Source organism: Streptomyces sp. RLA012 (assembly GCF_056270325.1).
This window is the reverse complement of sequence record NZ_JBWDPA010000002.1, coordinates 2,684,964-2,699,726: the sequence shown is the minus strand read 5'-3', so window position 1 is coordinate 2,699,726 and position 14,763 is coordinate 2,684,964. Positions and strand designations below refer to the sequence as shown.

At 70.6% G+C, this 14,763-nt stretch carries 12 protein-coding genes and 1 pseudogene; 7 read left to right on the top strand and 6 right to left on the bottom strand.

What is annotated here, in order from left to right:
• Positions 1–37: 37 nt before the first annotated feature.
• A complete protein-coding gene (locus tag RV986_RS12545) occupies positions 38–1,672 on the bottom strand; it encodes an acyl-CoA dehydrogenase family protein (protein ID WP_475917462.1) in 1,635 nt (544 codons plus the stop codon).
• Between the two features lie 17 nt (positions 1,673–1,689).
• On the opposite strand from RV986_RS12545, the gene RV986_RS12540 reads away from it, so the two are divergent.
• Positions 1,690–2,853, top strand: coding sequence for a YihY/virulence factor BrkB family protein (locus RV986_RS12540; protein WP_475917461.1), 1,164 nt, complete (start codon positions 1,690–1,692; stop codon positions 2,851–2,853).
• A gap of 276 nt (positions 2,854–3,129) precedes the next feature.
• On the opposite strand, the gene RV986_RS12535 is transcribed toward RV986_RS12540, so the two are convergent.
• Positions 3,130–4,470: a tetratricopeptide repeat protein gene (locus RV986_RS12535; protein ID WP_475917460.1), complete on the bottom strand. Its 1,341-nt coding sequence runs from the start codon at positions 4,468–4,470 to the stop codon at positions 3,130–3,132.
• A 200-nt stretch (positions 4,471–4,670) separates the two neighbouring features.
• Here RV986_RS12535 and RV986_RS12530 point away from each other — a divergent pair, with 200 nt between their 5' ends.
• From RV986_RS12530 to RV986_RS12515, 4 genes are all read left to right on the top strand, one after another.
• Positions 4,671–4,847: a hypothetical protein gene (locus RV986_RS12530; protein WP_475917459.1), complete on the top strand. Its 177-nt coding sequence runs from the start codon at positions 4,671–4,673 to the stop codon at positions 4,845–4,847.
• A gap of 473 nt (positions 4,848–5,320) precedes the next feature.
• Positions 5,321–6,793: an asparagine synthase-related protein gene (locus RV986_RS12525; RefSeq protein WP_475917458.1), complete on the top strand. Its 1,473-nt coding sequence runs from the start codon at positions 5,321–5,323 to the stop codon at positions 6,791–6,793.
• 26 nt (positions 6,794–6,819) lie between these two features.
• Positions 6,820–7,581 (top strand): class I SAM-dependent methyltransferase, encoded by a 762-nt coding sequence (locus RV986_RS12520; protein WP_475917457.1) that lies wholly within the window; start codon positions 6,820–6,822, stop codon positions 7,579–7,581.
• A 376-nt stretch (positions 7,582–7,957) separates the two neighbouring features.
• Positions 7,958–8,359 carry a DUF3592 domain-containing protein gene (locus RV986_RS12515; protein ID WP_475917456.1) on the top strand — a complete coding sequence of 134 codons (402 nt, stop codon included), beginning with the start codon at positions 7,958–7,960 and terminating at the stop codon, positions 8,357–8,359.
• A gap of 438 nt (positions 8,360–8,797) precedes the next feature.
• Here RV986_RS12515 and RV986_RS12510 read toward each other — a convergent pair whose 3' ends face one another.
• Positions 8,798–9,310, bottom strand: a complete 513-nt coding sequence (locus tag RV986_RS12510; protein WP_475917455.1) for a hypothetical protein — start codon at positions 9,308–9,310, stop codon at positions 8,798–8,800.
• Between RV986_RS12510 and RV986_RS12505 the strand changes: the two are divergent.
• Positions 9,227–10,114 (top strand): annotated as a pseudogene (locus RV986_RS12505) (nuclease/transposase family protein); the annotation flags it as partial. The gene RV986_RS12510 and the pseudogene RV986_RS12505 overlap by 84 nt on opposite strands.
• Positions 10,115–10,685: 571 nt before the next feature.
• Positions 10,686–11,339, top strand: coding sequence for a ThuA domain-containing protein (locus RV986_RS12500; protein WP_475917454.1), 654 nt, complete (start codon positions 10,686–10,688; stop codon positions 11,337–11,339).
• Here the strand turns inward: RV986_RS12500 and RV986_RS12495 are convergent.
• From RV986_RS12495 to RV986_RS12485, 3 genes are all read right to left on the bottom strand, one after another.
• Positions 11,336–12,373: a LacI family DNA-binding transcriptional regulator gene (locus tag RV986_RS12495; protein WP_475917453.1), complete on the bottom strand. Its 1,038-nt coding sequence runs from the start codon at positions 12,371–12,373 to the stop codon at positions 11,336–11,338. The genes RV986_RS12500 and RV986_RS12495 overlap by 4 nt on opposite strands.
• A 365-nt stretch (positions 12,374–12,738) precedes the next feature.
• Positions 12,739–14,298 carry an amidase gene (locus RV986_RS12490; RefSeq protein ID WP_475917452.1) on the bottom strand — a complete coding sequence of 520 codons (1,560 nt, stop codon included), beginning with the start codon at positions 14,296–14,298 and terminating at the stop codon, positions 12,739–12,741.
• A complete protein-coding gene (locus tag RV986_RS12485) occupies positions 14,298–14,579 on the bottom strand; it encodes a hypothetical protein (RefSeq protein ID WP_475917451.1) in 282 nt (93 codons plus the stop codon). The genes RV986_RS12490 and RV986_RS12485 overlap by 1 nt, the downstream gene beginning before the upstream one ends.
• Positions 14,580–14,763: the final 184 nt, after the last annotated feature.

Below are 14,763 nucleotides of genomic sequence, written 5' to 3'. Positions count from 1 at the left end.
CAGCACCACCCCCGCGCCATCCGGTGCGGAGATCGGCTCAGGACACCGGACGGGCCCGCTCCACCACCGTGGCCAGATCCAGACTGTGCGGCAGGGTGCCGAAGGCCGTGCCCCAGTCGCCGCCCAGCCGCGAGGCGCAGAACGCGTCGGCGACCTCCGGGGGCGCGTACTGGACGAGCAGCGAGCCCTGCAGCACCAGCGCGAAACGCTCCGCGAGCCTGCGCCCGCGGCCCTCGATGCCGTCCAGGTCGGCGAGCTCGCCCAGCAGGTTCTTGATCGCGCCGTCCAGCCGGTGGTCGGCGCCACGGGCCCGGCCCACCTCCTTGAGGAACGCGTTCAGCGCCCGCGGCTCCCGCTGGAGCGCGCGCAGCAGATCGAGGGCCTGGACGTTGCCCGCGCCCTCCCAGATCGAGTTGAGCGGCGACTCGCGCAGCAGCCTCGGCATGCCGGACTCCTCGACGTACCCGTTGCCGCCCAGGCACTCCAGCGCCTCCACCGCCAGCGGGGTGCAGCGCTTGGTCACCCAGTACTTCGCGGCCGGCACCGCGAGCCGCAGGAACGCCCGCTCGTCCTCGCCGTCGTCGTCGTACGCCGCCGCCAGGCGCATCGCCAGCGTCGTCGCCGCCTCCGACTCCAGCGCCAGGTCCGCCAGCACATTGCGCATCAGCGGCTTGTCGATCAGCTTGCCGCCGAAGGCCTCCCGGTACGTGCAGTGGTGCACGGCCTGCGCGACGGCCTGCCGCATGACGGCGGCGGCCCCGAGCACACAGTCCAGCCGGGTCGCCGCGACCATCTCGATGATGGTGCGCACCCCGCGCCCCTCGTCCCCGACCCGGCGCGCCCAGGTCCCGTCGAACTCGACCTCGCCGGACGCGTTCGATTTGTTGCCGAGCTTGTCCTTGAGCCGCTGGATGCGGAACACGTTGTGGGTCCCGTCCTCCAGCACCCGCGGCACCAGAAAACAGGTGAGCCCGCCCGGAGCCTGCGCCAGCACCAGGAAACCGTCCGACATCGGTGCCGAACAGAACCACTTGTGCCCTGTCAGCTCATACGTCCCGTCCTCGGCGAGCGGCCGCGCCTCGGTCGTGTTGGCGCGTACGTCACTGCCGCCCTGCTTCTCCGTCATGCCCATCCCGAAGAGCACACCGGCCTTCTGGGAGGCGGGCCGCAGCCCCTGGTCGTAGACGGTGGAGGTGAGCAGCGGCTCCCAGTGGGCGGCGAGCGCCGGGTCGGTGCGCAGGGCGGGCACCGCCGCGTGGGTCATCGACAGCGGGCAGCCGTGGCCCGCCTCGGCCTGCGTCCAGACGACGAAACCGGCCGCGCGCCTGAGGTGGCCGCCGGGGCGGTTCCAGGCCGAGGTCAGCCCCGCCGACACGCCCTTGCCGAGCAGCCGGTGCCAGGCGGGATGGAACTCGACCTCGTCGACGCGGTTGCCGTAGCGGTCGTGGGTGCGCAGCTTCGGCGGGTTCTCGTTGGCCAGCACCCCCCACTCCTGCGCCTGCGCGGAGCCCGTCGTACGCCCGAGCAGGGACAGCTCCTCCCGCGCCTCGTCGAGGAGCTCTGGATCCAGATGCCGTTCGACCGCCTCCACGAGGGCCCGGTCGGCGGCAAAGACGTCATATCCGACCAGGGGCGGAGCCTGGTTGGTCACGGTGTGGGTGCTGGCTGCCATACGGATACGGTAAGGACGTGCACCAGGCAAAAGAAACACCTGAACGGTCTCCCGTGGGCCGCTTTCACCGCGCTCGCGCGCTGTACAGGAACGTGTCGAAGCGCAGGACCGCCTGGCTGCTGCTCAAGGACACCGTCAACTCCTGCATGGAGTACCGGATCCTGGGGCTGGCGGCCGAGGCCGCCTTCTTCACACTCCTGTCCGTGCCGCCCCTGCTGCTGAGCATGATCGGACTGCTCGGCTACGTGGACGACTGGACCGGCGCGCACTCGATCGCCAGCCTGGAGTCCAACATCCTGGAGGCCTCCCGCACCGTCCTCACCGACAAGGGCGTCCACCAGATCGCCGAACCGATCCTCCACGACGTGATGAAGGGCGGCCGGCCCGACATCATCTCCCTCGGCTTCCTCTTCGCCCTCTGGTCGGGCTCGCGCGCGGTGAACGTCTTCGTCGACACCATCACCGTGATGTACGGCCTCGACGGCACCCGGGGGATCGTGGCGACCCGGGTGATGTCGTTCCTGCTGTTCATCGTGGCGCTGCTGATCGGCTCGATCGCGCTGCCGCTGATGGTCGCGGGCCCGGACGCGGTGGTGCAGATCGTGCCGTGGTCGGCGACGCTCGTGCAGGTCCTGTACTGGCCTGTCGTCATCGTGCTCTCGGTCGTCTTCCTGACCACGCTGTACCACGTGTCAGTGCCGGTCCGCTCACCCTGGGTGGAGGACGTGCCCGGCGCCCTGGTCGCCCTCGCCATGTGGGTTCTCGGCAGCTTCCTGCTCCGCATCTACCTGACCAGCACGGTCGAGGGCCCGACGATCTACGGCTCGCTCGCCGCCCCCGTGGCCGTCCTCCTGTGGATCGGCGTGTCCGCGTTCGCCGTCCTGGTCGGCGCCGCCGTCAACGCCGCCATCGACCGGGTCTGGCCGGCCGCCGCCACCGCCGCGGCCCGCGCCGCGAACGAGCGTCTGCGGCAGGAGCAGGCCGCCGAGTACGTCGCCCGCGCCGCCGCCTCCCGCGCCGCCGACCCCGACCCCGACGACCCGGACATGCCCTCCGAGTTCCCGGAGCGCTGGTCCCGCTTCCTCCCCCCGGAGGACGTGACCTCCCGCCTGCGCACCCACGTACGCAGCCCCCACCACCCCCGCAAGAACAAGGGCGACGACCACTGTCCGGAGGGGTAGCACGCCGTAACCGGAGGGGAGCGGCTTGGAAGGGGCACGCGGGGGACTGCGCGCTCAACCCCAGCCCTAGCCTCGGTCATGGATTCGACCTGCGCAGCTACTGTGTGCTGGCCGGCGCTAGGCAGGCATCACGTCGGTCCTGGTCCACAACTGCCATTCCTCTCTCTCGGAGCTACCGATCTATGAGATGCCGACACGCTTCTGCGCGAAGGCGAGTGAGATGGCTGATCGCATGTGGCTGACGTTCTGTGGCTGAGTTTGAAGGTGCGCGGGGGATCAGGCGACGAGCGACGGTGGTGCGATCGTCCGTGCTCGGTCGTAGAGGTCGAGCGCCGTTGCGTTCTTCAGATGAGGGCGCAAGAGACCGAACATCGTCTTCACGCGGTCGTCGGCGCGGCCGGACTGCACCTTGGGGTAGTCGTCGAGGGCCTGGTGCCAGGTGGCGCAGGCCGCTTCCAGATGGCCGAGTTCCAGCTGCCGCTCTGCCAGCAGGCCACGACGGTGTACTCGTGTGCGCTGGTACACGCTGGGACGGAGCCGGTCCGCTTGTTGCATGGCTTCGGCGGCTCCGGCCTTGTCACCGAGTTCGTAACGTACTTGGCTGATGTGGTAGTTGAGTGAAGAGGGGTCGTACGAGCCGAACGCCTTGCCGCGTGACTCGGCACGGTCCATGGCTGCCTCGGCCTCCCGGATGTGGCGCAGCGCGCCCGTACGGTCGCCGGTCTGTGCGGCGGCGTGCGCCTGCTGGCCGACGAGGAAGGCGAGCATCCGGGGACCGGCTTTCGGGGAGGCGGCGGCAGCGGCGTCGGCCAGCTCCATGGCCTTCGCCCCGTGGCGGAGGTCGACTGCCTGGACGCTCATGCCCCGCAGGGTGGTGCAGTACGTCAGGTGGTCCTCGGCCGCGCCCGCAAGCTCCAGGGCCTTGACGTAGTAGCGCTGCGCCAGACCGTGCAGCCCTTCGTCCACGGCCATGTAGCCGGTCAGGTACAGCAGGTCCGAGGCGGCGGACAGCATCGCTCTGCGTACGTCCTCGGGTGCATCGGCGCGCAGGTAGGAGGCCACAGTATTGACCATGAACGAGGCCGCCATCGGGCGTGCGTGACGGCCGCCGAACTCGTCGTCCAGTTCCGAGACACGCTCGGTCATGGCAATGACCATGTTCACTTCGTTCATGCCGATGCGTGTCGTGCGGCCGGACTGGATGGCATCGGCACGCCCGACCACATCAGGCCAGCCGGGAATGGTGACGGCCACGGAGAACAGGCCGGCACGCAGGACGCTGCGGCGGGACGGGTCCATATCCAGCCTCCCCAGATCGATCACCCCTTCCACCGTATCGGGAGCCGCGGAGGAGCGATCGCGTGGAACGGGCAGCCTGGCTTCGGCATGGGTGACGGGGCGGCCGAGGCGGCGGGAGAGGGCTTCGAGGATGCACGTACGCACCGCACTGCGGGGGACGGTGCCTCCGAGCCAGTGGCTCACCGCTGACTCGTCGTAGCGCAGGGGGATTCCGGTCTCGGTGCCGACGCGGTTCACGGCCCGCGCGAACTGGCGGTGGGTCCAGCGGCTTTCGGCGAGCAGGCGCCCGAGCGCCACGTTCGGTTCACGCTTGGCCATGCCTTCAACTCCCCGTGCCCTTGCGAACTTTCAAGGCTTTCAAGTCCTGGTGCTGCGGCAACGGTACCGCTGTGCGTGGTCGTGCGGTTGCGTAGAGGCAGCAGGGAACGGCGAGACCTCGCCGCAGCCGTCGTCTGAAGGGCTGAGGGATGAGAAGCGAAGCGCGGGCCCGTCTGGCCCGGATGACTGAGGAGCGGGGCATGGACGGGGTGTTGAGGATCGACACCTACGAGGGCGCGGACCTGCCGCCGGGTTCGCATCGGTTCTCGCCGTGTCGCTGCCCGCAGCACCGTGGTGCCATGCCTGAGGACGGGGCGGCGAGGCTGAGCGCCGCAGTACGCGAGGTCAACGAGCGCAGCCGTGGAGAGCGGCTGTGAACCGGTTGGCCGCAGTCGTCGGCCGCTACGCCGGACCGCTCCTGATCATCACCATCTCGGGATCGGTCGGCGTCGTCCTGGACGTGGCCGCCGCATCCATACCCACCTGACTCCTCTCCGTCACGCATCCAGGCTCCCCACCTGTGACGAGGGAGGGCCCGCCGCCGGAAGCGGTGGGCACCCCGTCCGGCTGCCTTCTTCGCAAGGGTCCGGCAGCCGGACGGGTCCAACTCCGCGGCATCCGCCGCGGAGTCCACTGAAAACCGTAAGGGAGAAAACGATGAACGTGGACGAGCTGTTCACCGGCGACCTGATCACCGGCGTCCCGGCCGTCGAGGCCGCGCTGCTCGACAAGATGCCGGGCGGTGGCGACAACAACGGCGACCACTGCAGCAAGTGATCCAGGGCTGACGCCAGGCGGGGCGGGGCCATTTGCGGCCCCGCCCCGCCGCACGACATCGGAAAGGGATGACATGCTGTCGATGCGTCTGCGCCTGTCCGATCTCCAGGAGCCCAAGTGGAGATCACAGGGCGGCCGTTGGATCAACGGCGAGAGCTGGATCGAGCCCGCGAACGTGTCCACTCTGGTCATGGAGGTCAACGACGACCAAGCGCCGCGCGTACGGGTCCGCGTGAAGGAGAGCAAGCGGGACGAGGCCGACTTCGTCGCACTCACCATGGAGCCTGGACAAGCCCGCCTGGCGGCGGGTGTCTTCGGCACAGCCCCGCTCTATCTGACAGAGAAGGCCGACGAGCTGCACGCCTCTTGGGACCTGACACTACTGCGACCGTATATGCAGGCCGACCGCCTGGTGCCGCGCGTTGTCGCTCGCACGCTGACGCGGCAGCACCGCTACACGTCCGAGACGCTCTTCGAAGGCGTCTACCGCCTCACCGAACGGGCAGCGGCCACGTTCACCCCCTCGGGACTCAGCATCCATTACCCCGAGCCCGCCGAACACGTACTTGAGCCACGTACGCTGCGGCCCGGCGTTGATCCACTCATGGCTCTGGACGAGTTGCTGACCGACGTGATCCGCCAGGCGCCGACGGCAACCGGATGTGTGGGTGTTGAGCTGTCCGGCGGAGCGGACTCCGGGAACGTCGCCCTGGCCGTGAAAGCAGCCCGCTTCCCCGAGGTGTACAGCTTCGGCCTGCTGGTGGGAGGGAGCACCGGCAGGCAGCAGCGCGAGCGGCGTCGGGCTCTTGTGGAGCACTGCGGCTTCCGAGACACGGCCACCCCCGCCATGCAGCACCCACCCTTCTGCCCCGGAGGCGTGCGCGATCTGTGCAAGCCGCACGATCCGGCGGGAGCCTTCTACCAGGAGGCGTTCGATGTCGTACGCGAGCAGGCAGCCGCCCGGCGGTGCGAGGCCATGTTCACAGGCAGCGGCGGGGACGAAATCAACGCCCACCACTCCAGGACACAGGCCGAACTGCCGACGCCGAAACCCGTGCCGTGGCTCGGCAACAGGGCAGTCCGAGCGCTCGCCGAGGTGAACGAGCACATGGCCCCCATCCCGGTACTGCCCGTACCGACCCTGATGGCGTTCGGGATGCACAACCCCGGATTCCTCCGGGCCGGAATCTGGCCGGTGAGCCCACTCGCGCACCCGCGGATCGTGCGGTTCATGGAGCAGCTATCGCACGAGCACAAGCGCGGCAAGGCGCTGTTCCGCGAGCGGATCCGGCGGGCGGGCCTGCCCGATTGGGTGGCCGCGCCGGCCGAGCCGGAGAACTTCCTGGCCGTCCTGGAGGAAGGGCTGCGTTCCTACGGCCTGCCCGTGCTGGACGGCATGCTGAAGGAATCAGTCCTGGTGGATCTCGGCTACGTTGACGGGAAAGCTCTCGCCCAGGCACGCAAGGATGCCGACGCCGCCTTGGTCGTCCCTGACCTGCTGTGCGATGTGCTCGCCCTGGAGGTCGGACTGCGAAGTCTCATCTGACCAGCCCCAACACGGAAGCCGAGCACGTGGAAGCCACGAACCTCCTCTATCGGGACCCGGCGCTTTACGACGTGGTCCAGTCCGACAGCGCGAGCGTCGAGTTGTGCCAGACCCTGATCGAATCGCACAGGCCGGACGCTCGGACTCTGGTCGATTTCGGATGCGGTACCGGCCGGGATCTGGAGATCCTTGCCAAGCGCTTCGAGTGCATCGGCGTGGACCTCCAGCCCGGCATGGTCGACTACGCCCACCAGGCCCGGCCAGGGCTGGACATCCGCACCGGGGACATGCGCACCGTACGACTCGGCAAGCGCATGGACGTAGTCACCTGTATGGGCAACAGCCTCGCTTACGTGCACGGCAACAAGGAGGTCGGCCAGGTCTTCGCCACCTTCGCAGCCCACGCCAGGCCGGGCGCGCTGCTCGTGCTGTGCTCCCCCGTCGCCCCGATCAGCCGGACCGAGTCGACCGTCGCCACGGTGGACACCCCTCGGGGACCCGCGGCGGTCACCATCCGCCATGAGTGGCACCTGCGCACCCAGATCAACACCATGCACCGGCACTGGGTGTTCCCCTGTGGCGAAGAGGCCCGAGACGAGATCCGCAGGCGCGTCCTGTTCCCCCGCGAGCTGGAGCGCTACGCGGAGGGCGCCGGCTTCGAGGTCCTGGACATGCTCGACGCCACAGGGTCAGAGCTCACCGGCCCGACTGCGTACACGGTGGCCCGGCACAGAAGAAGGTGGCAGAGATGGTTCATTCAGCATACTCATATGAGGAAAAAAGGGTGACCCTGACGGATCTGTACGTGGAGCGCGCGTCTCGGCTGCCGGGCGTGGTCGTGTGGAACCGCGTCCTGCCAGGGTGCGCCAAGGCCGTGAGACGCCGGGCGATCCGGCTTCCGCTCTGGGAGGGGCGAGGGTGACCTGGAGGATCTCGGAGTTGAGGGACTGCCGGTTGGTGTGGACGGTGGGGACCGGGTCTTTGAGGAATCGGACAGCGGTCCCACCCTGGGAGAGGCGGAACGACGGCAACCAACCCCATGACGACGATCAAACCAACCACGGCAACCAAACCCGGGACGGGACGCGTCTCCTGGGGCCGGGGCAGATCAGGCTGACGACAGTGACGGGTCCGGGGCGGCCCGAGGCGGAAGGCGGCGAAGGCATGTCAGGCATACTCTGGGGCCTCCTGTGCGGCGGAGTCGGCGTGTCCCTCCTCGGCTGCGCGCTCTCGGAAGCCGTCCGGATGCGCCGTTTGCGCCGTCACGGGCTCCACACCCACGGGACCGTGGTCGACAACGTCCGGGTCAGCAGTGACGACGGGCCGGAATGGGTACCGGTCATCGCGTTCCTGGACCACCGGGGCCACCGAGTGGAGTTCAAGCCCCGGATGCGCGGAACGGGCATGGGGCTGGCCACCGGGGTGACCGTGCCCGTGATCTATCCGGCGTACAACCCGCAGCAGGCCAGGGTGCGGATGTGGCGGCACATGACGGGACCGGCGCTGCTCATGGCGTTCGCGGCCGCGGCCTTCCTCTCCGTCGGCGTCTTCATCGTCGCCAAGTGACCCACCGGACGGGCGACTTCCCCCTCCCGGCCAGGGACGAACTCCGAAATTTTCGAAGCGGGTCCAGCCTTGGGACGTACTCCACCGCCCGCATAGCTCGCGTATTTCCTTAGGCATCCGTAGTGATTCGTCGCCTCCTGGTCTGTGCCGTGCGCCCGATGCCAGTGTCGTATGCGGGTGCGAGGATCGAGTGCGTGACCTTTTCGATGGGATGTCGTTGATCGGATGACAGCATGATGGGCGGTGGGAGGAGGCGGTGGTGAGCCGGAAGCTGTCGCTCGCCGTGGGCGAGGCTGCCCGCGTCGCCTGTGCCCGTGGCCTGCTGCGCGCTGCCGTCGACGAGAGGACAGGCGAGTTCCTGTCCGGCGGTGTGCTGGTGGAGCGGGTGCGCTGGGCGGCCGACCTGGTGTCCGGCATGGTCGCCGCCCTGCTGGCCGATCACTGGCCGATCACTGGAATGCCGCCGATGTGGACCTGCTGGCCGGTGGTGAGGATGCCGGGGGCCGCGCGCTGCCGTCGAATGCGTGGATGGCGCTGCGTCGCCTGGGCTGGACCGTTGGTCCGGCCGGGGGTGTCCGTGTCAATGACCGGATCGTGCGGATGGCCCAGGAGATTGCGGGGCGCACGCTGCGCTCGGCGAAATGGCGTGCCGGCCTGACCGCCGGCGTGCTTGCGACCTGGCCCGCCGACCCCGCGAAGCGCACCGCTGCGGAGTGGGAGGCGGTGCGTGAGGCGGTGCCCGGCGGGCGGTCGCTGCCGTCCGGTGTCATCACCTCCCGGACCCGGCAGATCGCCGCGTTCGTCACGAAGCACGGCCGGATTCCGGTCGACGTGTTCGAGGCGGAGGCCGCGCCCCGGATCGCGCGGATGCTGCTGCTGTACGTCTGTGACGGGCAGCAGGCCACCCTCGCACGCGCCGACGACCCGGGCCGGGCACTGCTGCGCCTGCAACTGCCCACCCGGCCTGATCCGCGGTCCTACGCGGACCGGACCTGGGTGGCCTGCCCGGTTGCGCTGCCACCGACGGTCCCCGCGAGCGCCGTGGTGCATCTGCCCACCTTGCGCGTTCACCGGGGCAGGGTGTGGGCCGATCTCGCCTACACCCACGCCGTCCCGAAGACGCGGCGGGCCGGGCACACGGTCGCGCTGGGTGTGGACTGGGGGCTGAACACCCTGCTGTCCGCCGGGTCCGCCCGGCTCCACGACGACGGCACCATCACCGCCCTCGGCAGTGGTGGCATGTTCCGTGCTGCCGGGGTCCTGGCGAAACAGCACCGGCTGCGCCGCCTGTCCGAGCACCTGCACACCAAGACCGACCTCCCCCACGCTCGGCTTCGCTCGCGCGGGGGGACCCCCATCCACCGGCTCACCGGCGGGACCGACTCCCGCCGCCTGACCGGCAAGCATGCGGTCCTGGACGACGAGATCCGGCACGTGTCGGCGCGCCGGTCGAACCTCGACGACGCGCTGGCCCGGGCTGCCGCCCGCTGGGCCGTCGACCAGGCCATCGCCGCCGGGGCAAGCGTCATCTACGTCGAGGACCTGCGCCCGATGGAAGCCCGCGGCATGGGCCGCACCATCAACACCCGGCTGTCCCGGACGGTGCGCGGCCGGATCGTGGACCGCATGCGGCACCTGGCCGCCGAGACCGCAATCGCCGTGGTCACCGTCCCGGCCCGGAACACCTCGAAACACTGCCCCCAGTGCCTGGTCCCGCTGCGCCACCGTAAGGCCCCCGACCGGCCCACCACACCCGGCTGGAAATGGGCCCTCTGCTCCTCCTGCGGCCGGCAGGGCGACCGCGACACGGGCGCCTGGCAACGCATCGCCGCTCGCGGCCTCATCCTCCCCCACTCTCGGCTTCGCTCGAGCGGGGGGACCCCCATGACCAAAACCGTCGTCGACCGCGCCGACGGGACCATGGTCATCCGTACGGTGATCGACAAGCTCGAAGCGGGCGCGGTCATCACGCCCGCGCCGAAGGCGAGCCGGGACCGGTCGAAGACCGGACCCACCCGGCCGCGTTCCACACGTCCGACGCCCGGGCGACGCCGGACACCCTCCCCCCCCCAGGCCCTCGGGTCCGGCGGGCCGGCGTCCGGAGGGACACGCTCACACGGACCGGACCCGGCTGCCCCGCGCAGCCCACCGGCACCAGGGCGTGACGACGATCGGCACACCCATCACCGGTCACCGGCCGCGAGGAGCAGCACTGGGCGCAGGATTCCACCTGCACACCCACGCCACCCCTCCACGATGGGCAGAACCCATGCCGGACACCATGTCTGGCATAGGATCGCTCAGCTAATCAGAGACGCTCGCGCCCATGACCACCCGCGTCCTCGTCTACACCCGCACCACCGACTACCGCCACGACTCCCTCCCGGCCGCCGTCACCGCCGTACGCTCCCTCGGCGCGACGCACGGGTTCGCCGTCGACGCCACCGAGGACCCGGGCGCGTTCGAGACACCCCTCGACCCGTACGCGGCGGTCGTCTTCCTCTCCACCAGCGGGGACGTCCTGACCCCGGCGGGACGGACCCGGCTCGCGGCGTACGTCGAGACCGGCGGCGGGTTCGTCGGGGTGCACGCGGCCGCCTGCACCGAGTACGACTGGCCGTACTACGGCGAACTGCTCGGCGCGCGCTTCGACCGGCATCCGGAGTACCAGCCGGGCAAGGCCGTCGTCGAGGACCACGGCCACCCGGCGACACAACACCTCCCGCCCGTCTGGGAGTTCACGGACGAGTGGTACGACTTCCGGGCCAGTCCCCGTGGTGCGGTGCGCGTCCTCGCCGCCGCCGACGAATCCTCGTACGAAGGGGGCGGCATGGGCCGGGACCATCCCCTCGTGTGGTGCCGGGAGCAGGGCGCGGGCAGGGTCTTCTACACCGCGCTCGGGCACGCCTCGGCGGCGTACGAGGACCCGGACTTCCGGGCGCATCTGTTCGGCGGCATCAGCTGGGCGGCGGCGCGCTAGTCGGTCGGTGCCCGGCCCGTGCTCGACCGCTCCACCAGGCGTGTCGACAGTTCCGTACGGGTGCCCTCCGGCTGGTCGCCCGCCATCATGCGGACGAGCAGGCGCAGTGCCGTCGCGGCCATCTCGGAGAGCGGCCGGCGCACGGTGGTGAGGGCCGGGGTGGCCCAGCGGGACTCGGGGAGGTCGTCGAAACCGACCACGCTGATGTCCTCCGGAACGCTCAACCTCCTTTCGTGCACGGCCTGGCAGGCGCCGAGAGCCATCTCGTCCGAGCAGACGAAGACGGCGGTGGGCGGTTCGGGGAGGTCGAGGAGTTCCCGCATGCGGCGGCGGGCGCCGGACTCGTCGAAGCCGCCGTAACGGACGTACTCGGGACGGTGTCCGATGCCGGCCGACGCGAGGGCCGAGCGGTAGCCGGCGACCCGGGCGCTGCTGCACATCTTGCGGCGGTAGCCGCCGATGACGGCAATGCGCCGGTGGCCGAGGGAGAGCAGGTGCTCCGTCGCCGTCACTCCGCCCCGCCAGTCGGTCGCCCCCACCGACACCACGCCGGGCGGCGGTTCGAGGACCGGGTCGATCATCACGAACGGGATGCGGTGCTGGTCGAGCCAGGCGTACTGGGACGGGGTGAGCTCGGCGAGGTGGAACAGCACGCCCGCCGAGCCGCGCGTGGTGAGCTTGTCCAGCCAGCCGCGCTCCGGGCGCTCGCCCCTGGCCCGGGTCAGCGCCGCCGAGACCACCACCTCCAGGCCCGCGTCGTGCGCCGCCCCCTCCACGCCGTGCAGCACCGCGCCCGACCAGGGGCTCTCCAGCGAGTGCACCACGAGGTCGACCAGCCCCGGCGGCTTGGTCGTCTCGAAGCGGGGTCTGCGGACGTAACCGAGCCGGTCGAGCGCCTCGGTGACCCGGCGACGCGTCTCCGGTGCCACGTCCTCCCGGCCGTTGACCACCTTCGACGCGGTCGGCACGGAGACCCCCGCCTCGCGGGCGACGACCGCCAGCGTCGGCCCGGTCACGCTTCCCGTACGGACCATGAGAGCCCGCCTCCCCGGCCCGCCCGAGGGCCCTCGAAAGTTTCGACCAGCACTGCCCGCGCGACCGAAACACGGCCCGCGTAGCAACCGCTTTCTACATTAGGGCCGCCTCAACACGACGTGAAGAGGAAACGATTGCCGGAGGGCCACGGGAATCCCCCCGCGCCGAAACTTTCGATATGCCGAACAGGCTCGGACACCGACCGCGACCGGGCGAGGACGATCGCGCGGGAGAGGGTGCCGGTCGGCCTCGGCCGGCCGTCGTACGTCGCCACTCTGACCCCGCCCAGCAGGTCCGGTCGGTGCGTGACCGTGAGGGCGGGCCAGGGGGAGCGGGGCAAGGGGGCGAGGTGAGGCGGTGGTCGTCAGGCGGAGTTGGTGGCCGCCTCCTCCGGCGACAGCCGGGGTCGGGCGGTCGCGGCCTTCAGGCGCGCGGTGGCCGGGGTCGGGTCGGCCGGACGCCGGGTGTGCCAGTCGGTGACCGCCTGGTACGCGGCGGCGACCTCCAGCAGCCGGTCCTCCTCGTACGGCTGGCCGCCGAGGATCGCCCCCACCGGCACCCCGCCCGCGTCGAAGCCGATGGGGAAGGCGATCTCGGGCAGCCCGAGGATGTCGAAGGGGACGGGCCCGGTCTGCAGCAGTACGTCGCAGCGGTTCATCAGCCCGTCCAGAACCTCCCGCAGGAGGTGGTTCTTGGCGCGCTGGGCCGTGATCCACTCGTCCCCCGAGAGCATCAGACCCTGCAGCCAACTCAGCAGCGAGACACCGAACTTGGCCGGGTCCGCACGCAGCCAGTGCCGGAACGGCTCGGTGCGCTCGGCGAGCCGGGCCGCGTTGAAGGTGCCCGTCAGCAGGGTCCAGTCGGCGGGGTAGGCGATGTCGACGAGTGTGACGCCGGGGATCGCGTCGAGCTGGTTCAGGAGGGCGGTGCGCAGATCCTGCTGCGCGGCCAGGAAGTCGGCCGGCACGCCGATCCGGGTGGCCCGGCGCATCCGTACCGTCCCGCCGCGCGAGACGACGGGGGTCGCGGCCCGTACGAGATCGGGTACGGCCGGAAGTCCCAGCGTGCGCGGATCCTTGGCGTCGGGACCCGCCATGACCTGGAGCATGAGTGCCGCGTCCAGCGCGTCGCGGGCGAGTGGCCCCGAGTGGTCGCGGGTGAAGGACAGCGGGATGACGCCGTGGACGGACACCCGGCCCATGGTCGGCTTCAGGCCCGTCAGGTTCTGCTGGTTGGAGGGCAGCACGATGGAGCCGCCGGTCTGGGTGCCGATCGAGGACGCCGCCATGCGCCCGGCGACCGAGCAGGCGGGCCCGGTCGAGGAGCCGCCCGGGTCGACGCCCGGGTCCTCGGGCGTCCAGGCGTTGACCGTGGTCACCGTGCCGTTCGGCGCGGTCGCCCGGGTGGTGGCGAGCGGGCCCATCTGCCCCTTGCCGAGCACGATCGCGCCGGCCGCCTTCAGCCGGGCCACGGCCGTCGCGTCCTCGTCCGGTACGAAGTCCTGGAAGATGGACGAGTTGCAGCGCGTCGGCACGGCGGCGGTGAAGTAGTTGTCCTTGATGCAGAGCGGGATTCCGCGCAGAACGCCTCGGGCGCCCTGCCCCCGGTCCGCCTTGCGCGCCGCCGCGAGCGCCGCGTCCGCGGTCACTTCCGCGTACGCCTGATAGATCGCGTCGTACCGGCGGATCCGGTCGAGGTACGCCTCGGTCAGGGTCGTCGACGTCAGCTTTCCGCGCCGCATGAGGACGACGGCCTCGGTGAGCGTGGCCTCGGTGGGGTCGCGGAGGGCCGCCTTGCGTACGTCGATGTCGGGGACGCGGGGTGCCGTCGAGGCCCGCGCCGGAGCGGCCGTCCGCAATGCCACCCCGCTCGCCACGGCCGTCGAACTCGCCAGGAACACACGCCGGTTGAGGGATCTGCTCATCACGCGCCCGCCTTCCCCGTCCAAGCCTCCGTGATGGAGGGGTAGATGAGGGGCGGCGAGGCCTGTTGCGCGTCGGCGGGGGTGTCCGCGGGCGGGGTCCAGCCGGATATCGCACCCGGAGTGGAGGCCACGAACGACCGCAGGGAGGCCAGTACCTGGTCCCGCGTGGGCACTCCGGTCGTGGCGTCGAACACCTCGGGCAGCAGGGAGAGGTCGAAGCCCGCCAGTGCGAGGCGGGTCCGTACGTAGGCGTCCAGTTGCTCGGCGGTGGGAACGCTCAAGGGGGCCTCCATGATCGGCTGACGAGTACGGGGACTCCATCACCCGTCCGTGAAGGCCTCGTTGAGACCGTGCTTCACGGGCGTTACTGCACGAGTCCCTGAACCGCGCCGGCGGCCCCTGCCCGGCAGCCACCACATGGGAGCCGACCCACGGACGCCAACCCATGGAGGTCAACGCACCGAC